Origin of the sequence: Pseudomonas alkylphenolica, from assembly GCF_000746525.1 — a bacterium.
Classification (GTDB): domain Bacteria; phylum Pseudomonadota; class Gammaproteobacteria; order Pseudomonadales; family Pseudomonadaceae; genus Aquipseudomonas; species Aquipseudomonas alkylphenolica.
On sequence record NZ_CP009048.1, the window covers coordinates 2234124 to 2255940 of the forward strand.

General features: G+C 62.0%; 20 protein-coding genes, 1 pseudogene and 1 riboswitch. Of the genes and pseudogenes, 10 read left to right on the top strand and 11 right to left on the bottom strand.

Going from position 1 to position 21817, the window contains the following annotated elements; all coding sequences use genetic code 11:
* Window positions 1-97: 97 nt before the first annotated feature.
* Entirely contained in the window at window positions 98-1036 is a 939-nt protein-coding gene (rarD, locus tag PSAKL28_RS10400) for an EamA family transporter RarD (protein ID WP_038609784.1), read from the top strand.
* On the opposite strand, the gene PSAKL28_RS10405 is transcribed toward rarD, so the two are convergent.
* Window positions 1000-2004, bottom strand: coding sequence for a GlxA family transcriptional regulator (locus PSAKL28_RS10405; RefSeq protein WP_038616462.1), 1005 nt, complete (start codon window positions 2002-2004; stop codon window positions 1000-1002). The genes rarD and PSAKL28_RS10405 overlap by 37 nt on opposite strands.
* A 203-nt stretch (window positions 2005-2207) precedes the next feature.
* Between PSAKL28_RS10405 and PSAKL28_RS28130 the strand changes: the two genes are divergently transcribed.
* The 9 genes and pseudogenes from PSAKL28_RS28130 to PSAKL28_RS10445 all read left to right on the top strand — a co-directional run bounded on the left by PSAKL28_RS28130 (window position 2208) and on the right by PSAKL28_RS10445 (window position 9859).
* Entirely contained in the window at window positions 2208-2747 is a 540-nt protein-coding gene (locus PSAKL28_RS28130; protein ID WP_051939271.1) for a hypothetical protein, read from the top strand.
* A gap of 34 nt (window positions 2748-2781) precedes the next feature.
* Window positions 2782-2889, top strand: a pseudogene (locus PSAKL28_RS28135) (hypothetical protein); the annotation flags it as partial.
* 357 nt (window positions 2890-3246) lie between these two features.
* Complete coding sequence (locus PSAKL28_RS10415; RefSeq protein ID WP_038616465.1) at window positions 3247-3486, top strand: pyocin S6 family toxin immunity protein; 240 nt, start codon at window positions 3247-3249, stop codon at window positions 3484-3486.
* 133 nt (window positions 3487-3619) lie between these two features.
* Window positions 3620-4183 (top strand): hypothetical protein, encoded by a 564-nt coding sequence (locus PSAKL28_RS10420; RefSeq protein WP_038609787.1) that lies wholly within the window; start codon window positions 3620-3622, stop codon window positions 4181-4183.
* A gap of 116 nt (window positions 4184-4299) precedes the next feature.
* Window positions 4300-5025, top strand: coding sequence for an IclR family transcriptional regulator (locus tag PSAKL28_RS10425; protein ID WP_038609790.1), 726 nt, complete (start codon window positions 4300-4302; stop codon window positions 5023-5025).
* 20 nt (window positions 5026-5045) lie between these two features.
* Complete coding sequence (gene hutG / locus PSAKL28_RS10430; RefSeq protein ID WP_038609792.1) at window positions 5046-5984, top strand: formimidoylglutamase; 939 nt, start codon at window positions 5046-5048, stop codon at window positions 5982-5984.
* A gap of 46 nt (window positions 5985-6030) precedes the next feature.
* Window positions 6031-7239: a sodium/glutamate symporter gene (gene gltS, locus PSAKL28_RS10435; protein WP_038609795.1), complete on the top strand. Its 1209-nt coding sequence runs from the start codon at window positions 6031-6033 to the stop codon at window positions 7237-7239.
* 259 nt (window positions 7240-7498) lie between these two features.
* Window positions 7499-8596, top strand: a complete 1098-nt coding sequence (nspC, locus tag PSAKL28_RS10440; RefSeq protein ID WP_038616468.1) for a carboxynorspermidine decarboxylase — start codon at window positions 7499-7501, stop codon at window positions 8594-8596.
* 27 nt (window positions 8597-8623) lie between these two features.
* Entirely contained in the window at window positions 8624-9859 is a 1236-nt protein-coding gene (locus tag PSAKL28_RS10445) for a saccharopine dehydrogenase family protein (protein ID WP_038609797.1), read from the top strand.
* Window positions 9860-10661: 802 nt separating this feature from the next.
* Here the strand turns inward: PSAKL28_RS10445 and PSAKL28_RS10450 are convergent.
* The 10 genes from PSAKL28_RS10450 to PSAKL28_RS10500 form a co-directional block, all read right to left on the bottom strand.
* Window positions 10662-11093 carry an MAPEG family protein gene (locus PSAKL28_RS10450; RefSeq protein WP_038609800.1) on the bottom strand — a complete coding sequence of 144 codons (432 nt, stop codon included), beginning with the start codon at window positions 11091-11093 and terminating at the stop codon, window positions 10662-10664.
* A 69-nt stretch (window positions 11094-11162) separates the two neighbouring features.
* Entirely contained in the window at window positions 11163-12827 is a 1665-nt protein-coding gene (locus tag PSAKL28_RS10455) for an MFS transporter (RefSeq protein WP_038609803.1), read from the bottom strand.
* A 244-nt stretch (window positions 12828-13071) separates the two neighbouring features.
* Window positions 13072-15207, bottom strand: coding sequence for a TonB-dependent receptor (locus PSAKL28_RS10460; protein ID WP_038609806.1), 2136 nt, complete (start codon window positions 15205-15207; stop codon window positions 13072-13074).
* A gap of 106 nt (window positions 15208-15313) precedes the next feature.
* A riboswitch (cobalamin riboswitch) is annotated at window positions 15314-15520 on the bottom strand.
* A gap of 108 nt (window positions 15521-15628) precedes the next feature.
* A complete protein-coding gene (locus tag PSAKL28_RS10470) occupies window positions 15629-16192 on the bottom strand; it encodes a GNAT family N-acetyltransferase (protein WP_038609812.1) in 564 nt (187 codons plus the stop codon).
* 185 nt (window positions 16193-16377) lie between these two features.
* Complete coding sequence (gene lpxO / locus PSAKL28_RS10475) at window positions 16378-17277, bottom strand: lipid A hydroxylase LpxO (RefSeq protein WP_038616471.1); 900 nt, start codon at window positions 17275-17277, stop codon at window positions 16378-16380.
* 223 nt (window positions 17278-17500) lie between these two features.
* The gene (locus tag PSAKL28_RS10480; RefSeq protein WP_038609815.1) at window positions 17501-18406 is read right to left on the bottom strand and encodes a MurR/RpiR family transcriptional regulator; all 906 of its coding nucleotides are present in this window, start codon (window positions 18404-18406) and stop codon (window positions 17501-17503) included.
* 82 nt (window positions 18407-18488) lie between these two features.
* The gene (locus PSAKL28_RS10485; RefSeq protein ID WP_038609817.1) at window positions 18489-19253 is read right to left on the bottom strand and encodes an ABC transporter ATP-binding protein; all 765 of its coding nucleotides are present in this window, start codon (window positions 19251-19253) and stop codon (window positions 18489-18491) included.
* A 19-nt stretch (window positions 19254-19272) separates the two neighbouring features.
* Window positions 19273-20385 (bottom strand): succinylglutamate desuccinylase/aspartoacylase family protein, encoded by a 1113-nt coding sequence (locus PSAKL28_RS10490; RefSeq protein ID WP_038609820.1) that lies wholly within the window; start codon window positions 20383-20385, stop codon window positions 19273-19275.
* 9 nt (window positions 20386-20394) lie between these two features.
* Window positions 20395-21093: an ABC transporter permease gene (locus PSAKL28_RS10495; RefSeq protein WP_038609823.1), complete on the bottom strand. Its 699-nt coding sequence runs from the start codon at window positions 21091-21093 to the stop codon at window positions 20395-20397.
* A 13-nt stretch (window positions 21094-21106) separates the two neighbouring features.
* Window positions 21107-21796: an ABC transporter permease gene (locus PSAKL28_RS10500; protein WP_038609826.1), complete on the bottom strand. Its 690-nt coding sequence runs from the start codon at window positions 21794-21796 to the stop codon at window positions 21107-21109.
* Between the last annotated feature and the right edge of the window lie 21 nt (window positions 21797-21817).

Consider the following 21817-nt stretch of genomic DNA (forward strand, 5'->3'; position numbering starts at 1 on the left):
CAATAATTTCTCATCTTCAGGGTGAAAAACGAGGGCACTTATCGGGCGCTACGCAATAAATTATCACCAACCGAACCGCTACGTGAAGGACACCGCCATGCACTCGCCCGCTACCCCCAATGCCGCCCTGGGCGTGCTGCTCAACGTACTGGCGTCGGTGCTGTTTGCCGTGATGTACGCCTATACCCATTTGCTCGAACCCTTGGCCGGCGACGAAATCTACGGCTGGCGAATTCTCCTGACTGTGCCCTGCCTGACCCTGATGGTGCTCGCCAGCGGCCACTGGCACGAAGTGCGCCGGCTTGTTCGGCGGGTGTTTGAAGAGCGCTGGTTCTGGGCGGTGCGCCTGGTGTCGGCGGCGTTGCTCGGGGTGCAGTTGTGGTTGTTCATGTGGGCACCGATCAATGGCTACGGCCTGGATGTTTCGCTTGGCTATTTCCTCATGCCACTGACCATGGTGATCGTCGGCCGTCTGGCCTTCAACGACAACATCAGTCGCCTGCAACTGCTGGCCTGTGCGCTGGCGGCGCTGGGCATCATCAACCAGATCGCCATTGCCAAGGCCATCACCTGGCCGGTGCTGGCGGTGGGGTTGGGGTATCCGCTGTACTTCTGGCTGCGCCGGGTCAGCGACAGCAACAACATGGGCGGCCTGTGGTTCGACATGAGCCTGAGCCTGCCGGTCAGCCTGTTTTTCGTGCTCAAGGGCGGCGTAGTGCTGAGCGTTGCCGCCAGTGGCTCAAGCTTGCCGTGGCTGGTCGCCGGGCTGGGGGCGATCAGTGCATCTGCGCTGGCCTTGCAAGCGCTGTCAGGGCCACGCTTGAACCTGACCCTGTTCGGCCTGCTGATCTACGTCGAGCCGATCCTGTTGGTGCTGGCCGCGATCCTCCTGGGGGAAAGCATCGCCGCGGCGCAATGGCCCACTTACATCGCCATCTGGCTGGCGGTGCTGGTGCTGGTGGTGGAGGGCGGCTTGAGCCTGAACAGCAGCCGCCGTGGTTACTCGCCCAGCCGCTGTTCACGCGAAGGCGGGTAGCCGAAGTAGGCGCTGTAGCACTTGCTGAAATGCGACACCGAGACAAAGCCACAGGCAATCGCCACATCCATCAACGGCAGGTCGGAATACTGCAGCAGGCGCCGACTTTTGGTGATGCGCAGTTCCATGTAGTAGCGGCTGGGCGAGGTGCCCAGTTGTGCCTGGAATAGCCGGTCGATCTGGCGGCGCGAGCGACCGCTGTAGGTGGCCAGCTGATCCAGGCTCAGGGTTTCTTCCAGGTTGTTTTCCATCAGTTCGACGATGGTCCGCAGCGGTGCGCTCATGGATTTTTTCGAACTGCTGTCGACCCGCCGAAAGCGTGCCCCGGAGAACGCCAGAATCTCCTCGACCCCGGCCGCCAGTGCTTCGCCCTGTTGCAGCTTGAGCAGCGCCAGCATCATCTCCAGCGCGCCGTTGGGGCTGGCGGCGGTCAAGCGGTCGCGGTCGAGGACAAAACTGGCCGGGGTAATCGTGCTTTGCGTGAGCTCGGCCAGGCTCGCTCGCTGTTCGGGGTGGATGGTGCAGTTGTAGCCTGTCAGTACCCCGGCACGCCCGAGAAAGTAGGCACCGTTCCACAGCCCGCCCAAAGCCAGACCATGGCTTGCCGCCTCGCTCAGCAGACGGTCCAGCTGCGGGTATTTGAGCGGTGTGCGCAAGCCGCCACAGACCACCAGCATGTCCAGGTTATCCAGGGTGTTACGCTCAAGGCCTGTGGCATAGATCTCCAGCCCCAGGTCGCTGATCACCCGTTCGGCCCCCAGTGACAGCGGTGTGATGACAAACAGCTCGTTTTGCAACAGGTTGGCGGTGACCAGCACATCCATGGCCACGGTGAAACTGGCCATGGAGAAATTCTCCAGCAGCAGGAAGCCGACGCGGTAGGCGGGCAAGGAGGGCCCCTGCGGGTGCTTGAGGTTCAGCATGTTTGTTGTACTGGATTTCTGGCTGAAGTGGCGAGGGGTGGGCAATTTCGGCTCCGCGGGGCATTGATTCGTAAAGCATGCGCGGTTGATCATGCCTGACATCGTGCGGGATGCGAAATCCACTCTGTAGTATGTTCCTTAGCCATGATGCACGCACCCCTTCGGTGTTGTTGTGATTAGGCTGGCCGAGGGGGGCTTGGCTTTGCCGTCTCTTGCTCGGGATCGAGACAATTTTGACAGGGAGCGTTATGCCAACCAAAAAACTTGGTTTGAATTTGCTTGGGGCAACTCGGCGAGATGACAGCAAGCTGCATGCTGAGGCGACACGGGCAGCACAGGCGGCTTGGGACCGAGCAGAGGCGGCGAACGAGCGCAATGATCGGGAAGCCGACGAGCGTTGGGAGAAGATTCAGAAACGGGAGGAGAGAAAGCAGGAGGGATACATTTTCGCCAAGTCCTGCACGTTGCCGGATGGGGTGACGGATCACAGGGGCTTTGTGCCGGTCGAGTCGTTAAAGCAGTACGGCACCTATGCAGTGCTGGGTTCGGGCATAAGGATGGCCGCTGGTGCTGCGGCGCTTGAGTGGGTAGGTGGATCTGTCAGTGCGTCGGCCTTGACTGCCCGACTGGGTGGAACGCTTGCGGCGGTATTGCCTAGAGGGCTGGCGATCACGGTGGCAGCACTGATGCCGAACACGACTTCACCGGACAGCGCGTTCTATTCCTCCGCGCAATATGCCGACCTGACCAAAGGCAACACTCGCGCACGGGTGACGCTTAGGCATTGAAATCATTTGGACGCCGGCCGCCGATCCCCATACGGTGCTGGGGATTCCGGCGCTCGAGGGCGTCACACTGAAGCCTGCCGTTTGGGTGTATCCACCCGGCCCGAAGACAGAGCAGATCCTGATTAATCCGGCGTATCCGCCGGATTACCAGGACGCCATTATCTGGTTCCCGAGCCTGCCTCAGGTTGCGCCGATCTACCTGTCGATCAACGTCAGGGGTGGCGGGGATATTAAGTACCACAAGCCCCCAAAGAGCTTGCTGCTTTTCCAGACGCTAAACCGGCAAAAGATAAAAGCCCCATCCAAGGAGGTGGCGGTAAGCGGCGACGCTGGAAAGACAGCAAAGGGCGCATCTACGAATGGGACAGCCAGCACGGAAAAATCGAAATTTATAGTCCGCAAGGAACCACACACCTTGGCGAATTTGACCCTGAAACAGGTGAACAAACCAAACCTGCCAAACCGGGAAGAACAACCCCGAAATAAGAGAAATATCATCATGTTTTTATGGATTAGCGGTTTTTTGCCAGGCGATAACGAAGACGACTCGCTGAAGTACGAGCTAGATGTAGCTCATGAGTTTGAACAACGAGTATTGGATATTCTTGGGTGGTCTGATTTAGAGAGCAGCCCTGATGGCGACTGGCTACTTAATGCTGTGCAGGTACAACAGATTGCGAGCATTGTTGGTGAACCTTTACCAGCGGACTTGGATTTGTTCATCGGTGTAACCGTATAGTTATGAATGGATGCAGGATAGGGAGAGTGCTGTCTGTATCGGCTTGCAATCGTAGGATCCATGAACCATTTCGGCGAGGCTTCATCTAACAGCTCCTGACCTCGACGCCTGACCCACAAAGCAGAGTCGCGACATGCCCTCATCCCATCTTGACCCGCTGCGCCGGGTGATCGAACAGCTTCAGGTCGCAGCCGCGCCTGAACCGTGGCAGTTGAAGACGCGATTGACCATTGCCGGTCTGCTGGAAATCGGCTTTGACCGTGACAGCGAACTGCTGCTGGTCGCCTCCAGTTCCGGACGCAGTGTGATCGATTGCCAGACCGGCGAGAAAGTCGCCCGCGACCGCACCGACAACCTCGGCAGCGACCGCCACCTGGAAACCCGCGGCATCGGCCCGTTGCACGAGCGGGTGATCCGCATGGCCGGTATCAATGGCGGCGGTCTGCCGCTGGCCACCGCCGATGGCTGGATGGTCGAGGACATCGTTCTGGCCTGGCCCGAGCAGCACCTGCTGCTGGTTGAACCGGGGTCGTGGCTGCACGGCGCGCGCTACAACCGGCCAGCGCTGTTCCACAAGCTGGGGGTCGAACTGGAGGTGAGGGCGTTCGGGTTTTCCTACACCGGCTTGAGCCTGGTGATTGCCACCGCGGGAGAGATAGTGGTCTACGGGCGCTGCGGCAAGTCCTTGTCGGCCTGATCCTGCCTGCCGTTTACACACCCCTCATCGCTTTTAATTGCGAAATTTCCCACTTAGTGGGAATCCTGTTTCACCCTTTGGGAAAAGCCTGTGCACCATGTTCGCAAGGAGCACATATGAACTACAACACGCCCACCGATCGCCTGCTGCAGATCCTCGTTGCCCTTGGCCAGGCCGATGAGGCGCTGTCGGCCAAGGAACTGAGCCTGCAACTGGCACAGCCCCTGAGCAGCACCTATCGGCACCTGAAAACCCTGCTGCGCTGGGGCCTGGCGGAAGACAACGGCCATGGCCGCTACCTGCCGGGGCCGGCCTGTCTGCAGCTGGCGAACAAGTTCGACCGTGAAGCGCTGCTGGTGTCGCAGGCATTGCCTGAGCTCAAACGCCTGGCCGAGTTGAGCCGGGAAAGCGTTGCGCTGATGGTACCGAGTAATGGCCAGGCGATTTGCATCGAGCTGATCGACAGCCCGCAGCCGCTGCGTTGCTGCTATCAGAAAGGCCTGGCCCAGCCGCTGCTGGTGGGGGCTTCGGCGCGGGTGCTGCTGGCGCATATGGCGCCGGAACGCAGCGAGGCGATCCTCCATGAGCAGGGCGTCGATGCTGACGGCATCGCGGTCTATCTGCAGAGCTTCATTGCTATTCGCGACCAGGGCTATGCCGTCAGCCTTGGCGAAATCGACGACGGTATCTGGGGCGTCAGCGCCCCGGTGCTCGACAGCCGCAACCGTTTGCACGGTGCAATCAGCCTGATGGCCCCGGCCATTCGTGCCCAGCAAAACAGCGAACGCCTGACCCGCTGGACCCGCGAGGTCGCCCTGCGCGTGGGCGCGCGGCTGGACTGAATCAACCTGGAGTACCCCGCATGACCGCACATCTCGCCATGCCCGTGTGGCAAGGCCGTATTGACGCTGACGAAGGCTCGTCGGCACTTCGCTGGCACCAGTGGGTGCAGCCCTGCAGCAGCGCGCAAGCGCCCGGCAGCGCCCTGGTGGGCCTGGCGTGCGACGAAGGTGTCAGCCGCAACCAGGGCCGCAGCGGCGCCCGCCAGGGGCCAGAGGCCTTGCGCAAAGCCCTGGCCAACCTGGCTTGGCGTGGCCAGCGGGCACTGTACGACAGCGGCGACATCGCCTGTGTCGGCTCTGACCTTGAGGGCGCGCAGCAGGCCTACGCCGAGCGTGTCAGCCAACTGCTCGACCAGGGCCATCTGCCTCTGGGGCTGGGCGGCGGCCACGAGATCGCCTACGCCAGCTTTCTGGGCCTGGCCGAACACCTGCGCCAGCGCGAGGCGCGCCCGCGTATCGGCGTCCTCAACTTCGACGCCCACTTCGACCTGCGCCACGCCGCGCAAAGCAGCTCCGGCACGCCGTTCCGGCAGATCGCCGAGTACTGCCAGCAGGCCGGCCTGGACTTCGACTACTGCTGCCTGGGCGTGAGTGAGCTGAACAACACCCAGGCGCTGTTCGATCAGGCCCGGCGCCTGAACGTGCGCTATCGCCTCGACCGGCAGATGCAGCCGTGGAATGTCCCGGCCATCGAAGCCTTTGTCGATGAGTTCTTGAGCGGTATCGACCACTTGTACATGACCGTCTGCCTGGACGTGCTGCCCGCCAGTCAGGCGCCCGGCGTGAGTGCGCCGTCGGCCCATGGCGTCGACCTGATGGTGGTCGAGCACCTGGTCCGCCGGGCCAAGGCCAGCGGCAAGCTGCGCATGGCCGACGTTGCCGAACTCAATCCGGGCCTCGACCAGGACCAGCGCACCGCCCGCATCGGCGCGCGGCTGCTGGCCAGCCTGGTCGACTAAGCCTTTCTCCCCATTAATCCAAGTATAAAAACAAGAGTATTCACCCATGCTGACCCTGCAACTTGATGCATTGACCACCGTCGCCCTGGCCCTTGTGCTGCTGGGGCTGGGGGCACAACTGAAAAAGCACAGCTACTGGCTGCGCCAACTCTGTGTACCGGCCCCGGTGATCGGCGGCTTCGGCTTTGCCCTGGTGGTGTGGCTGCTGCGTAACCAGCAATGGCTGGACATCAAGCTCGACACCGCGATGCAAACCCCGCTGATGGTGGCGTTCTTCACCACCGTCGGTCTGGGCGGCAGCCTTGGCCTGCTGCGCCAGGGCGGCAAAATCCTCTTCGTCTACCTCGGCGCCTGCTGGGGCCTGGCCTTGCTGCAGAACGTAGTGGGTGTCGGTATGGCCGAACTGCTGGGCATCGATCCGTTGCTGGGGATCATGGCCGGTGCGGTGTCGCTGGAGGGCGGCTTTGGTGCCGCGGCGGCTTTCGGACCAATTGCCGAGAGCCTCGGTACCAGTGGTGCGACTACCGCAGCGCTGGCCTCGGCGACCTTCGGTATGGTCGCCGGTGGCTTGCTTGGCAGCCCGGTGGCCCGTTACCTGATCGACCGTAAAAAGCTGGCGGTCAAAGCCGACCAGGTTGACACCCTGCAAGCCCTGGAAAAAGCCAACGAAGCCCCGAGCGTGCCCCTGGATGCCGCCGTGCTGCTGCGTCTGCTGACCTGCATGCTGGTGATCATGGTGCTCGGCTTCTGGATCGGCGATGCCTTGAAAGAGCACCTGGGCATCGTCCTGCCGGTGTATGTCGGTGCGATGTTCGTTGCCATCATCCTGCGTAACCTCAACGACCGCGCACGTGTCATCGAGATGCCGGACAACGCGGTCAGCACGGTGGGCGACATCAGCCTGGGCATGTTCCTGACCATGGCGATGATGAGCCTGAAGTTCTGGGAGCTGGAACAGCTGGGCCTGCCGTTGCTAGTGATCCTGGTGGTGCAGGTGCTGATCATGGTGTTGCTGTGCGTTTTCGTGCTGTTCCGCCTGTTTGGCGGCAACTATGACGCCGCAGTGCTGTGTGCCGGTTACATGGGCCATGGTCTGGGCGCTACACCGAATGCGGTGGCCAACATGGGCGCCATCTGTGACCACTACAAAGTGTTCTCCTACAAGGCCTTCATCATCGTGCCGCTGTGTGGCGCGGTATTGATCGACATCGTCGCCTTGCCGTTGATTACCTGGTTCATCAACGCTTTCAGCTGATTGAAGCAATCGCGGAGTTGGCAATCCTGTGGGAGCGGGCTTGCCCCGCGATGCAATGTGACTGAACAACCGCAATCGCGGGGCAAGCCCGCTCCCACAGAAGCCCGCTGCCACCTTGCAGGTAATCAGGTATATAGGCCCGAAACACGGCCCACACGACCACTGACTTGGCGAAAATCGCTTTTCTCCCTTTCGAGTTCCGTCAAGGGAGGGCACAATGCGTGTCCTTTTTTTGGCCGGCCTGGCCGGGGGCCTCGAAATGATCAAAACGCCGTATTACCTCATCGACAAAACCAAGCTGCTGCGCAACATGGAGAAGATCGCCTACGTGCGTGAAAACTCCGGCGCCAAGGCCCTGCTGGCACTCAAGTGCTTCGCCACCTGGTCGGTGTTCGACCTGATGCAGCAATACATGGACGGCACCACTTCGTCGTCGCTCTACGAGCTCAAACTGGGCCGTCAGAAGTTCGCCGGCGAAGCGCACGCCTACAGCGTGGCCTGGGCCGACGACGAGATCGGCGAGATGGTCGAGAACTGCGACAAGATCATCTTCAACTCCATCGGCCAGCTGCAACGCTTTGCCGAACAGACTGAAGGCACCGTGCGTGGCCTGCGCGTCAACCCACAGGTGAGCAGCTCCGACTACCTGCTGGCCGACCCGGCGCGTCCGTTCAGCCGCCTGGGCGAATGGGACCCGGTGAAAGTCGAAGCGGTCATCGAGCAGATCTCCGGCTTCATGTTCCACAACAACTGCGAGAACGACGACTTCGGCCTGTTCGACCAGATGCTCAGCACCATCGAAGAACGCTTCGGCCACCTGCTGCACAAGGTCGAGTGGGTAAGCCTGGGCGGCGGTATCCACTTCACCGGTGAAGACTATGCGCTGGACGCTTTCTGCGCGCGCCTGAAGGCCTTCTCCGAGAAGTACGGCGTACAGGTCTACCTGGAACCGGGCGAAGCGGCGATCACCCAGAGCGCCTCGCTGGAAGTGACCGTGCTCGACACCCTGTACAACGGCAAGCACCTGGCCGTGGTCGACAGCTCGATCGAAGCGCACATGCTCGACCTGCTGATTTACCGCCTCAACGCCAAACTGGCGCCAAGCACCGGCGATCACACCTACATGGTGTGCGGCAAGTCCTGCCTGGCTGGCGACATCTTCGGCGAGTACCAATTTGATCGTCCGCTGGCCATCGGCGATCGGCTGTCGTTTGTTGACGCAGCGGGTTACACCATGGTCAAGAAAAACTGGTTCAACGGCCTGAAAATGCCGTCCATCGTAGTGAAACAACTCGACGGTACAGTCGAGGTGGTTCGTGAATTCGGGTTCGAAGACTACTTGTCCAGCCTGTCGTAAGCTGGCAGTAAAGGAGAGAAAGAGAAATTGAAGAAGAACGTTCTTATCATTGGTGCAGGAGGTGTCGCCAAGGTGGTGGCCCACAAGTGCGCGCAGCACAACGACGAACTCGGTCGTATTGCTATCGCGTCGCGCAACATCTCCAAATGCCAGGCCATCATCGACAGCGTCAAGGCCAAGGGCAGCCTCAAACAGCCTGCTGAAATCAAGGCATTTGCACTCAATGCCCTGGATGTCGAAGCGACCAAAGCGCTGATCCGCGAAACCGAATCGCAGATCGTCATCAACGTCGGCTCCGCCTTCCTCAACATGTCGGTGCTGCGTGCCTGCATCGATACCGGCGTGGCCTACCTGGACACCGCCATCCACGAAGAACCGGGCAAAATCTGCGAAACCCCGCCCTGGTATGGCAACTACGAGTGGAAACACCTCGAAGAGTGCCAGCAGAAGAACATTACCGCCATTCTCGGCGTAGGCTTCGACCCGGGTGTGGTCAACGCTTATGCGGCGCTGGCGCAACAACAGTATTTCGACCGCATTGATTCGATCGACATTCTCGACGTCAATGCCGGCTCACATGGCAAGTACTTCGCCACCAACTTCGACCCGGAAATCAACTTCCGCGAGTTCACCGGGCAGGTGTGGAGCTGGCAGAACAGCCAGTGGACTAGCAACACCATGTTCGAAGTCAAGCGTACCGACGACCTGCCGGTGGTAGGTTCGCAAAACCTGTACCTGACCGGCCACGATGAAGTGCACTCGCTGTCGAAGAACCTCGACGTGCCGAACGTGCGCTTCTGGATGAGCTTTGGCGAGCACTACATCAACGTGTTCACCGTGCTGAAGAACCTTGGCCTGCTCTCCGAGCAGCCGGTCAAGACCGCTGAAGGCCTGGAAGTGGTGCCGCTGAAAGTGGTCAAGGCCGTACTGCCTGATCCGTCCTCGCTGGCGCCGGGCTACACCGGCAAGACCTGCATTGGTGACCTGGTCAAGGGCACCAAGGATGGCCAGCCACGTGAGATCTTCATCTACAACGTGGCCGACCATGAAGAGGCCTACGCCGAGACCGACAGCCAGGGTATTTCCTACACCGCAGGCGTGCCGCCAGTGGCGGCAGCCCTGCTGGTCGCCCGTGGCGAGTGGGATGTGCAGCGCATGGCCAACGTCGAGGAGCTGCCGGCTGAGCCGTTCCTCAAGGCGCTGGACGTGATGGGTCTGCCGACTCGTATCAAAGACGAGAACGGTGACCGTCCCTGGAGCTGATTGACCTTTAGCTCACAGGTTGCAACCGAGCGGGATTGGCACAGTGCCAATCCCGTTTTTTTTGGGCTCTTCACGAAATTCCGGGGGTTATGATCCTTGGGTTGGGTTGGGTTGGGTTGGGTTGGGTTGGCTGTGGTTGTGAGCTTATCCATTTTGTGTGGCGATGCTGCCGGCCCCTTCCGCCTTTTCGGCGGCCTACTTTTTTCTTGGAAAAAGTAGGCAAAACCGCTCGCTCCTGCATACGGCCCTACGCTGCGCTCCGGGTCCCTTCGCTCCGGCACCTTCCGGGGCCACGCGGCCTACGACTTGCTTCGCCAAGTCTACGGCTCGCGTTCTTCGGCTACGCCGAAGGTGCTACGCACTGGCCCCTACAGGCACCTCCACTCAGCCTTCTGAAGTCGCAGTCCGCGGCGCCTGCACTTGCGTGCATGAAGAGCAAGAGCAAGGCTTTGAAGCGGGATTTTCCCGCGATGCGAGGTAACTGGCAGGTCGATATCGCGGGGCAAGCCCGCTCCCACCGGGAGACCAATTAACCCGGTGGGAGCGGGCTTGCCCCGCGATGACATCCTGGCTCCGCCAGAATCAGATTTCGAAGATACGTCAGCACAGGCGCCGCCCGTAACTTTGCGACTTCAGGAGGACACCGTAGCGAGGGGACCCGGAGCGCAGCGTAGGGCCGCCGTAAGGGCGGAAGGGGCCGGCAGCATCGCCACACAAAATGGATAAGCTCACAACCACAGCAATCCCAGCCCAAGGATCATAGCCCCCGGGATTCCGTGAAGAACCTTTTTTCGCGGAACGCTCAAAGGTGGCGCACGGCACCCATCGTCACCATAGCGGCCAGCCCCAACAGACAGACGATCGCCACCGCGTAGGCAATCGTGCGCCACGGCTGCCAGCGTGCCAGGAAGCACAGGGTGTGCGCCACCCGTGCGGCCGTGAACACGACCATCAGCCCAATGGTCAGCGCAGCGGGAGGATTGAACACCAGGCACAGGGCGCCGAGGACAAAGAACAACGGAATGTTCTCAAGGTCATTGGCCCAGGCCTGCGCCGCGCGGCTGACTTGGGGCAATTCCTCCGGGCTGGCCTGGCGTCCGACAAAGCTGGCGTCTTCGGCATTCTTGAAGGTCATACGGCTGATGCGATAGAAACCCTGGTAGCAGGAAATCGCCAGCATCTTCACAAAGAGTACGACGACACACAAAGCAAAGACGCTCATAACATCGTGCATGTTCATTCCATTGACAGCGGGTGGGGCGCGATCATCGCCCAACCCGCAGTGCTACGTACAGCATCGGCTTCAGGTGTGATGAATTTCCCGGTCCTTGGTTTCCGGCAGGAAGCATATGCCGAGGATGGCGGTCATCACCGCGATCACGATCGGGTACCACAGCCCGTAGTAGATATCCCCGGTCGCCGCCACCATGGCGAATGCCACCGTGGGCAGGAAGCCGCCGAACCAGCCGTTGCCGATGTGGTAGGGCAGCGACATCGAGGTGTAGCGGATGCGCGCCGGGAACAACTCCACCAGCCAGGCGGCAATCGGGCCGTAGACCATGGTCACGTAGATCACCAGGATGGTCAGCAGGAGCAATACCATCGGGTAGTTGGTCTTGGCCGGGTCGGCTTTTTCAGGGTATCCCGCATCCTTGAGCGCGGTGGTGAGCATCGCGACGAAGGCATCGTTCTGGACCTTGAAGTCGGCAGCCGGCATGCCGGTGCCCTCGAAGCTCTGCAGCACTTTGTCACCGATCCGGATCTGCGCAACGACGCCAGGCTCGGCCTTTTCGTTCTCGTAGGGAATGGCCCGTTTGGCCAGCACGCTTTTGGCCAGGTCGCAGGAGCTGGTGAATTTGGCTTTGCCCACCGGGTCGAACTGGAATGAGCACTGGTTGGGATCGGCGATCACCGTCACCGGGTTTTTCTCCTGGGCGATGAACACGTCGGGGTTGCCGTACTCGGTCAACGCTTTGAAGATCGGGAAGTAGGTCAGCGCCGCGATGATGCAGCCGGCCATGATGATGCCTTTGCGTCCGATGCGGTCCGGCAGGCTGCCGAACAGGATGAAGAACGGCGTGCCGATCAGCAGCGAGCCGGCTATCAGCAGGTTGGCGGTTTGCGGGTCGATCTTGAGGGTCTGCAACAGGAAGAACAGCGCATAGAACTGGCCGGTGTACCAGACCACCGCCTGGCCGGCGGTGCCGCCCAGCAGGGCCATGATCACCACCTTGAGGTTGTCCCAGCGGGCGAAGGATTCGGTCAGTGGCGCTTTGGAGGCTTTGCCTTCGGCCTTCATCTTGACGAACACCGGCGATTCACTCAGCTGCAGACGGATGTACACCGAAATGATCAGCAGCAGGATCGACAGCAGGAACGGAATCCGCCAGCCCCAGGCTTCGAAGGCTTCGGTACCGAGGATCGTGCGGCAGGCGAGGATCACCAGCAACGACAGGAACAGGCCCAGGGTCGCGGTGGTCTGGATCCACGAGGTGAAGTAGCCACGTTTGCCTTTCGGCGCGTGTTCGGCCACGTAGGTGGCAGCGCCGCCGTACTCACCTCCAAGCGCCAGGCCTTGCAACAGGCGCAGGCTGATCAGGATGATCGGCGCGGCCACACCGATGGTGCTGTAACTGGGTAGCAAACCGACGATCGCGGTGGACACGCCCATGATCACAATGGTGATCAGGAAGGTGTACTTGCGCCCGATCATGTCGCCCAGACGCCCGAACACAATGGCGCCGAAGGGGCGTACGGCAAAGGCGAGGAGGGCGAAGATGAACGAGGTGGTTTCGTTGACACCGGCGAAGAAGTGCTTGGCGATGATCGCCGCGAGCGAGCCGTAGAGGTAGAAGTCGTACCATTCGAAAACGGTACCCAGGGACGATGCGAAGATAACCTTGCGCTCCTCCTTGGTGATCCCGCGGTTGGGTGTACTGCCGCTGGAGGTGGTGTCGATGGCCGCCATGGGTGTTCTCCGTGTCGTTCTTGTAGGCCGGAGTACCCACGCGCGCTACCGCACCCTGGCCCTGGCCCTGGGGGTGGCGGTCTGGCACTGCTGCAAGGCTTCTTGAAGCATAATCATGTTTTCCCGGTTATCCACTTGGCTTGCTGCGGTGGGAGCGGGCTTGCCCCGCGATGCAATGTGACTGAACAACCGCAATCGCGGGGCAAACCCGCTCCCACAACAAGCCCGCTCCCACCGGGCAATGTCAGAAGCTGTAATCCAGCGTCGCGAAGTACGAGCGCGGCTCACCCATCAACCACTGTTCGCCACTGTGGGCGGTGGCGGCGTAGCGGCGGTCCAGCAGGTTGTTCAACTGCAGGCCCAGGCGTATATCCGGCAGTACCTGCCAGCCAAGGTTGGCATCGACCACGGTAAAACCGGGCACCGTCTGGGTGTTGGCGGTGTTGGCGTAGCGCTCATCGACATAGCGCAGGCCCATGCCGGCATCCACGCCATACCCCAGGCCTTTGTTCACCCACAGGTTGGCAGTGCGCCGCGGCACATTGCTCGGGCGGTTGCCTGCGCGCGACAGCGACTGGCCGCCCACGGTCTGCTCGAAATCGTCGTACTTGGCACGCACCACCGAGGCGTTGGCCGAGACCTGCCACTGGTTGGCCAGGGCCAGTTCCAGGGTCGCTTCCAGGCCGTCGGAAGTCTGCTGCCCGGCCTGCTGTTTCTGGTGGGTGACCGGGTCGTCGACCAGCAGCTTCTTCTTGACGATGTGATAGGCCGCCAGGGTCCATTCGCCACGGCCGTCCCAGAACAGTTGCTTGAGGCCGAACTCGGTCTGCCTCGCTTCGCTCAGGTCGAAGTTCTGCTGGCTGGGGCTGAGGGTGACCAGGTCGCTGACACCATCTTCACTGGTGGAGTACTGGCCATACAGCGACAGTTCATCGGTCACCGCAAACACCAGCCCGGCACGCCAGTTGCCACCGTTGAGGCTGCGGTCGGTGCGGCTGTTGTCGACCAGGTTGTCACGGTCGATGTGGTTCTGGTCGCGGCGAACGCCGGTCACCAGCGACCAGCGTTCAGACAGCTGGGTGCGGTTTTCGGCGAACAGGGCAAAGGTGCGAGTGGTGCTCTGGGATTGCGGGCGGGTCGGGCTGTTGCTGTGAAAGTAGCCTGGCGCCGGGTTCCACGGATCGATGAAGTCGCCGCCGATATCGTTGTACGGTGAGTTGCTGTTGATGCCGAAGCGGATGCGGTTGTACTCGGCGCCGACCACGGTCTTGCTGGCCAGGCCGAACAGCGTGTGATCGAAGGTAAAGCTCTGGCGATCGCCGACCTGCTCCTGGTCGTGTTTGATCTCCAGGTAGCTGCCGCGCTGCAGCTGCCCCTGCGCGCTGTCCCAGGTGTAGTCTTCGGCATTGCGCCAGTGCCGGCGGCTCTTGATGTAGTACAGCTGGTTGCTGGCGCTGATCGAGTCGCTGAGGGTCCAGTCGGTGTTCAGGCGGGTCCACTCGTCGTGGTAGCGCTGCACGTCATCACGCACGTTGTAGTTCTTCTTGCGCAGACTGTCGCGGTAGTGGCCGTCAATCAGCGGTGTGCCGAAGTAGTTCATCGGCTCGGCGTCGCCACGTTCGTGGGCCAGGGTGAAGCTCAGCTCGTCGCTGGCGTCAAAACGCAGGGCGGCGCTCATGGCCAGGTTTTTCGAGTCGCCGCGATCCACCCAGCCGTTGCTTTGCTGGCGGTTGAGGGTCACCCGGTAGCTCAGGCGCTCGCTCAGCGAACCGCCGCTGTCCAGGCCCAGTTGCTGACGGTCATAAGAGCCGTAGCCCAGGCGCAGCTGGTTGTGAATCTCACCGGCGAAGGGCTTCTTCGGGATCACGTTGATCACCGCGCCGGTCGCGCCTTCGCCATAGAGCACCGAAGCCGGGCCGCGGATGATGTCGATGCGCTCGACCATCCACGGGTCGACCGGAAAGGTCTGGGTGCCGGCACCGGTGTACATCCGCGAGCCGTCGAACAGAGTCATCACCGAGCCGTGGCCTTCAAAGCCACGGGCCGAGAGGGCGGTGTTGCCGTTGCCCGGGGTGGCCACCGAGGTGATGCCCGGTGAACGGCTGACGGCATCTTGAACCGTGCGGTTGTTGCGCCCTTCGATTACCTCGGCACTGATGCTGCTGGTGCTCGCCGGGGTGTCCATGGCGCTGAGGTTCAAGCGCGAACCGGCCGGCAATGGCGTGGCCAGGCTGATGGGGTCGTTGTCGCTGCTGCTGGTGATGGCCGTTGAGGGCAGGGCCAGGGTGCCGGTTTCAGCGGCGTAGGTTGGCAAGGAGAATGCCAGGCAAGGCGCCAGGGCATTGGCCGCCAGGGTTTGAAGCTTGGAGTAACGGGACATGTCGTTCCACAATCTGCTGGAAGAATGAATCCCGGAGGGAACAACGCATGGAGGAATTGCGCGCGCAGGCGCCCGCAAACCGGCCTGCGCCCGCCCACCGCGGGGTTGCCAAACGAAGCTTCAGGCCGGTCTCCGGGCTTGCGAGGGTCATGAAGGCCTTCACCTTCCCATGCCAGGGCACAGTGGTGTTTCGAAGGCTTCGCTCGCTTACCGTTGCGGGGGCAGCGCCGGACTAGTCACCTTGAGTGACGCACCGGCTTCCCGTTTCACCCTGCGCACGGCGGCGCAGGACACCTGAAACTGGCGCGCATCTGAACATTGAAAGTCTTTGCCGTCAATGCGTTGTAAAAGCTTCGCGGGGCAAGCCCGCTCCCACCTGGACTCTTGCAGCCTCGGTGGGAGCGGGCTTGCCCCGCGATAATCAACGCCCGCGCTTACGCGAAACTACCGCCTCGATGTTCTTGCGCCCGATCAGCATGGGTTGCTGTTGCTGTGGTTGCTCCAGCCATTTGTACATCACCAGGCAATCGACCAGCCCCAGGCGCGCATGCCGATAAGCCCGCGGCAAGCGTCCGACCACCTCGAAACCGAGCTTCTGCCACAAGGCCACCGCCACCTCATTGCTCGACACCACCAAGTTGAACTGCATGGCCAGAAAACCCTGTTCGCGGGCCAGGCGTTGCGAGTGCTCGCACATCAACCGGGCGACACCACGCCCACGTGCGGCGTCGCAAACCATGTAGCCGCAATTGCTCACATGATTGCCCGGGCCGGCGGCATTGGCCTTGAGGAAGTAGGAACCGAGCAGCTCGCCATCCTCTTCGGCCACCAGGGTGTGCAGCGGTGCTTCCAGCCACAGCTGACGCGCCTGCTCCTGGCTCAGGGCCGGGTCGAAGGCATAGGTTTCGCGGGCAGCGACAATGGCCTGGAAGGTCGGCCAGAAGCGGTCGAAGTCGGCGACGGTCATGGGGCGGATGTTGATCATGGCGGTTCCTGGCAAGGTGAACCGCGAGTCTGAAAGCGTTGGTGCCGGCATGCAACTGTTTGTGCATGCCGGCACGTCTGCAGCCTAGCTGCCGGCCTTGCCCAGCGAGATCAGCTCGCGGGTCTTGGCGTCCAGGTGGTTGGTCATGGCCCCGGCGCCACACCGCCGTTCCCACCGGGTGCGCTTCAGATATAGATGAACAGCAATACCAACGCCGCCACCACTGCCCACTTCTCCAGGTAGTAACGGGTGCGGTTACGCTTCTTCAGCGCCTTGCCGCGTGCGCGGATTTTGTAGATACGGGTGAACAGGCGGTTGATGCCGCCAGTCTTGTCACCGGCATCGTTGGGCGCGGCGGCTGCGGCCATGACGCTGCGGCTGAACCAGCGGTTGAAGGCGCTGGCCCAGCGGTATTTGAGCGGGCGCTCGACGTCGCAGAACAGGATGATGCGGTTGTGGTCGGTCTGGTTGGAGGCGTAGTGGATGTAGGTCTCGTCGAAAATCACCCCTTCGCCGTCGCGCCAGGCGTAGTTTTCGCCGTCTACGCAGATGTAGCAGGCGTCGTCGTTCGGCGTGTCCAGGCCCAGGTGGTAGCGGTAGGAGCCGGCATACGGGTCGCGATGGCGGACCAGTTTCGAGCCCGGTGGCAGGGTGGCGAACATCGCCGCTTTGACGCTGCCGATGCCTTGCAGCAATTCGGTGGTGCGCGGGCAGAGTTTCATCGCCGAGGGGTGACTTTCGCCGTACCACTTCAGGTAGAAACGCTTCCAGCCGCTCTTGAAGAAGGAGTTGAAACCGACGTCGTCGTAGTTTTGCGAGCTTTTGATTTCACCGACATGCAGCAGTTGCTGGGCTTCGGCGCGGATTTCCTGCCAGTTGTCCTGCAGCGGCTTGAGTTCGGGGAAGGATTCGACCGGCAGGTAGGGCTTGGCCGGGAGCTTGGAGAACAGGTAGAGGAACACGTTCACCGGAGCGAGGAAGCTTGAGTGGTCACCCAGCTGGCGGCTGATTTTGTGCCTGACGCGTCCGCGAAAATGGACGTAGGTAATTGAAAAAGCAAACAGCAGAACAAGGAAGATTTTCATGGGCGGATACTTGTCGATGTGGCGATGCGCCATGGCATGAGCCAGCCAGCATAAACAATCACAACCGGGGTTTGTACTAAATGTTACCGGGTCGGTGCCCGACATTAGTCATAGGCGCAAAGGTTTGCTTGGGGATTATGTGAGCTTTTTCGCGGGGCAAGCCCGCTCCCACAGGGGGAGGCAATTGCTGTGGGAGCGGGCTTGCCCCGCGATAAGGCCGGTACTATTTCCGCGCCACCTTGCCCCCCGGCACATGCAGGTAAGACATCACACTTTCCGTCAACTCGGTCGCCAGTTTCACCGCTTCCTTGTTGCGCGCCATGACCCCGGCCACCAGGCCTTCGATCAGCGCCAGCACGGCAATATTGGAGCTGGTCAGTACCGGATGATCGGCGGGGGCGAACAACACGTGGCGGGCGATCGGGGCAAGCGGCGAGGCGGGCGAGTCGGTGATCGCCAGCACTGTGGCACCGCGCTCCTGGGCAAAGCGCGACAGTTGCAGGGTGTCTTGAGAATAGCGCGGCAGGGCGATGGCCAGCAGCACGTCCTGGTCGGTGATCGCGGCCAGCCGGTAGGCAGCATTCTCGTTGCCGCCTTCCATGCTGATCGCGCAAGCGTCGGCGCAGAACGGCACCAGGGTCGAGGCCGCCAGCCCGGCCAGATAGACGCTGTTGCCGAAGCCCAGCACATAGACCTTGCGCGCGTTGATCAGGCTGCTGACGAAGGCTTCGAAGGTCTCGGCCTGGTTGTTGCTGCTGGTGGTGGCCAGGTTGCTGCTGGCGCTCTGGATCTGTTCATGCAGGCCGAAATCACCACCGGGGCGCTGGGCCAGCTCGTTGCGCAGCTTGTCTACCGGCGAGACCATCTGCTGCAGGGTCGCCACCAGCTCGGTTTTCATGCCGCTGTAGCCACCCAGGTCCAGCGCCTTGGCCAGACGATTGACCGCCGCCGGCGAGGTCGCGGTGGCCTGGGCCATTTCTTCGATGGTCAGGGTCGCAGCCTTGAGCGGGTGGCGCAGGATGTAGTCGGCCACTTTGCGCAACGAGGGTTGCAGTTCGCTCAGGCTCTCCGACAGTTTGCGCATGACCGGCGAGGCGTAGACGGTAGTGTTCTTCGTAGTGCTCGGCATCCGGCGCACAGCTCCCTGAAAGATTGGCGCTAGTGTATCCCAAGGCACTCCCCGGCGCGCGGCCGGGGCGTGCTGCGGGCAGTTACTTGAGGCTGCCGGCGAGAAACTGCTGCAAGCGCTCGGACTGCGGCCGTGCCAGCACTTCACGCGGGTCGCCGCGCTCTTCGGCAATCCCTTGATGGAGGAACAGTAACTGGTTGGACACCTCGCGGGCAAAGCCCATCTCGTGGGTCACCACCACCATGGTCCGCCCCTCCTGGGCCAGGTCCTGCATGACCTTGAGCACCTCGCCGACCAGCTCCGGGTCGAGCGCCGAGGTCGGCTCATCGAACAGCATCACCTCCGGCTCCATGGCCAGGGCACGGGCGATCGCCACCCGTTGCTGTTCGCCACCGGACATGTGCGCCGGGTAAGCGTCACGGCGATGGCTGACGCCGACCTTGTCGAGGTAATGCTCGGCCTTGTCGCGGGCTTCCTTGCGGCTCATGCCGAGGACATGCACCGGCGCTTCCATGACGTTGTCCAGGGCGCTCATGTGCGACCACAGGTTGAAATGCTGAAAAACCATGCTCAGCCGTGCGCGTAGGCGTTGCAGTTGGCGCGGGTCGGCGGCGCGCAACCCGCCACGCGGGCAGCTGCGCAGTTTCAGCTGTTCGCCGTTGACCAGGATCTGCCCGGCGTTGGGCTGCTCGAGCAGGTTGATGCAGCGCAGGAAGGTACTCTTGCCCGAGCCGCTCGAGCCGATGATGCTGATCACATCGCCGGCTTTGGCATGCAGCGAGACACCCTTGAGCACCTGGTGGGTGCCGTAGCTTTTGTGCAGGTCGTGAATTTCCAGTTTGTTCATCAGTCGGTACTCGGTGGTGTCAGTCGCTGAGCAAGCGACCCTGGCGAATGGGCGTGCTGCCGGCGACCTTGGCCAGCCACAGGCCGGGCTGGGCAAAACGCAGGCGTTCGCGGGCGTAGAGGATGCCGTCGGTGGTAGCCCTGACGATGCTGTGGCGATCGCTGAGCGGATCGATGACCTCGAACAGCGGATCACCGACCCTAACCTGGGCGCCCAGTGGCTGCAGATAGCTGACCACCCCGGGGTGTTCGGCATAGGCGTACTGCGCACCGGCAAACGGCGTGGCCTGGCAGCAGTGGCCTGGCGCATCCGGCCATGCGCCGCTGATCAAACCCTGGTCGGCGAGGTAAGCAAGGATCTGCTCGGCGCTGGCCTGGCACGGTTCGCGTTCGGTGTCGGCCATGCCGCGCAGTTCAATGGTGGTGGCGACGCAGGCCAGCGGGATCTCGGCTTCGGGGAAGCAGTCGGGCAGTTTCACCCAGGGCACCGCGCAGGCTTCATCGAAGGCATTGCCGCCAGCGTCTTCGGCCAGCAGCGCCGCCTCGGCACCCAGGCGCGCCGCCAGCGAGCGCAGGCGTGGCCAGTTCTGCGGCAGGGCGTAAAGCAGCATCACCGATTCGAAATCGCAATGCAGGTCGAGCACCAGGTCCGCGTCGCACGCCTGTTGCAGGAGCAGGCGACGCAGACCGTCGAGTTCCGATTGCGCAGGTGGCAGCGCGGCAAGGATGGCGAGCATGGCGCGGCGGATCGTTGCTACGTTGGCTTCGCCATCGCTACCCAACTGACCTTCCAGGCGCTCGACCAGCGCCTCGGTCAGTGCCGGAAAATCGCGGTTGAAGTTCTTGCCACTGTTGAATTCGAAACGGCCCTGATGGGTGGCCTGGAACATCTGGCCGATACCGATCGGGTTGGCCAGCGGCACCAGCTCGATCACTCCGGTCAGCCGGCCCTGGGCTTCCAGCTCGCGCAGGCGTGCCTTGAGCTCGACGGCCACGCGCATGCCCGGCAGTTCATCGGCGTGCAGCGATGCCTGGATGTAGGCCTTGCGCGGGCCGCTGCCGAAGCGGAACAGGCTCAGGGTGCGCCGGGTGCCGCAGGCACTCCACGGCAGAATATGTTCAATGTGCTGCATGGAAGCTCCTTAGTGCTTGCGCGGGGCCAGGTAGGCCAGCCAGCGACGCTCGGCCAGTTTGAACAGGCGCACCAGCATGAAAGTCAGGACCAGGTAGATCAGCCCGGCGGTAATGAACGCCTCGAACGGCAGGTAGTAGCGCGCATTGAAGGTTTTCGCCGCGCCAGTGATGTCGACCAGGGTGACGATCGAGGCGAGGCTGGTGGTCTGCAGCATCATCAGCACCTCGTTGCTGTACTGCGGCAGCGCCCGGCGCAGGGCTGACGGCAAGAGGATGCGGCGGTACAGGGTCAGGCGTGACATGCCCATGGCGCGCGCGGCTTCGATCTCGCCCCGTGGGGTGGCGCGCAGGCTGCCGGCCAGCAACTCGGCGCTGTAGGCACTGGTGTTGATGGCGAATGCCAGGCAGGTGCAGAAGGTCGCGCTGGACAGGTACGGCCACAGCGGGCTGTGACGCACGGCTTCGAACTGGGCCAGGCCGTAGTAAATCAAGAACAGCTGCACCAGCATCGGCGTGCCACGGATCACATAGGTGTAGAGCCAGGCCGGGTAGCGCAGCAGGCACGCACGCGAGACCCGCATCAGCGCCAGCGGGACCGCCAATGCCAGGCCGCAGCCCAGGGATATCAGCAGCACTTTGAGCGTCAGCAGAATGCCGTTCAGGTACAGCGGCAGGTTCTGCCAGATCAGGTGATAGTCGAGCATCATCGAATTGATCCCCTCACAGCTCGGCGGCTTTGAAGCCGACCGAGTAACGTTTTTCCACACCGCGCAACAGCAGCAGCGACAGGCTGCTCAGCAGCAGGTACAGCGCCGCCACGGCGAGGAAGAAAGTGAATGGCTGATGGGTGGCGTCGGCGGCGTTCTTGGCCTTGAACATCATGTCCTGCAGGCCGATCACCGAGATCAGCGCGGTGGATTTGGTCAGCACCAGCCAGTTGTTGGTGAACCCCGGAATCGCCAGGCGCACCATCTGCGGCACGCTGATCCGCCAGAACACCTGCACAGCGCTCATGCCATAAGCCGCGCCGGCTTCGGCCTGGCCTTTGGGAATGGCCAGGAAGGCTCCGCGGAACGTTTCCGACAGGTACGCACCAAAGATGAAACCCATGGTGCAGACCCCGGCGATAAAGGGGTTGATGTCGATGTACTGCTCGTAACCCAGCGCCAGTGCCAGGCGATTGACCAGGTCCTGACCGCCATAAAAAATCAGCAGAATCAGTACCAGGTCAGGAATGCCGCGCACCACCGTGGTGTAGACCTCGCCCAGTGTCGCCAGCCATTTCAGCGGCGATAACCGGCAGGCTGCGCCGATCAGGCCCAGGCTGATGGCCAGGGCCATCGCCAGCAGCGCCAGGTTAATGGTCAGCCAGGCGCCATCGAGAATGCTCGATCCATAGCCGTAAAGCATGATGAAAGTCCTCCCAGCCGG

Coding starts and splice junctions, on each gene's coding strand:
- hutG (WP_038609792.1), top strand. CDS start 5,046: ATGACCGCACATCTCGCCATGCCCGTGTGGCAAGGCCGTATTGACGCT.
- PSAKL28_RS10500 (WP_038609826.1), bottom strand. CDS start 21,796: ATGCTTTACGGCTATGGATCGAGCATTCTCGATGGCGCCTGGCTGACC.
- PSAKL28_RS10460 (WP_038609806.1), bottom strand. CDS start 15,207: ATGTCCCGTTACTCCAAGCTTCAAACCCTGGCGGCCAATGCCCTGGCG.
- PSAKL28_RS10415 (WP_038616465.1), top strand. CDS start 3,247: ATGTTTTTATGGATTAGCGGTTTTTTGCCAGGCGATAACGAAGACGAC.
- PSAKL28_RS10425 (WP_038609790.1), top strand. CDS start 4,300: ATGAACTACAACACGCCCACCGATCGCCTGCTGCAGATCCTCGTTGCC.
- gltS (WP_038609795.1), top strand. CDS start 6,031: ATGCTGACCCTGCAACTTGATGCATTGACCACCGTCGCCCTGGCCCTT.
- PSAKL28_RS10450 (WP_038609800.1), bottom strand. CDS start 11,093: ATGCACGATGTTATGAGCGTCTTTGCTTTGTGTGTCGTCGTACTCTTT.
- PSAKL28_RS10470 (WP_038609812.1), bottom strand. CDS start 16,192: ATGATCAACATCCGCCCCATGACCGTCGCCGACTTCGACCGCTTCTGG.
- nspC (WP_038616468.1), top strand. CDS start 7,499: ATGATCAAAACGCCGTATTACCTCATCGACAAAACCAAGCTGCTGCGC.
- rarD (WP_038609784.1), top strand. CDS start 98: ATGCACTCGCCCGCTACCCCCAATGCCGCCCTGGGCGTGCTGCTCAAC.
- PSAKL28_RS10490 (WP_038609820.1), bottom strand. CDS start 20,385: ATGCAGCACATTGAACATATTCTGCCGTGGAGTGCCTGCGGCACCCGG.
- PSAKL28_RS10495 (WP_038609823.1), bottom strand. CDS start 21,093: ATGATGCTCGACTATCACCTGATCTGGCAGAACCTGCCGCTGTACCTG.
- PSAKL28_RS10485 (WP_038609817.1), bottom strand. CDS start 19,253: ATGAACAAACTGGAAATTCACGACCTGCACAAAAGCTACGGCACCCAC.
- PSAKL28_RS10455 (WP_038609803.1), bottom strand. CDS start 12,827: ATGGCGGCCATCGACACCACCTCCAGCGGCAGTACACCCAACCGCGGG.
- PSAKL28_RS28130 (WP_051939271.1), top strand. CDS start 2,208: ATGCCAACCAAAAAACTTGGTTTGAATTTGCTTGGGGCAACTCGGCGA.
- PSAKL28_RS10420 (WP_038609787.1), top strand. CDS start 3,620: ATGCCCTCATCCCATCTTGACCCGCTGCGCCGGGTGATCGAACAGCTT.
- lpxO (WP_038616471.1), bottom strand. CDS start 17,277: ATGAAAATCTTCCTTGTTCTGCTGTTTGCTTTTTCAATTACCTACGTC.
- PSAKL28_RS10480 (WP_038609815.1), bottom strand. CDS start 18,406: ATGCCGAGCACTACGAAGAACACTACCGTCTACGCCTCGCCGGTCATG.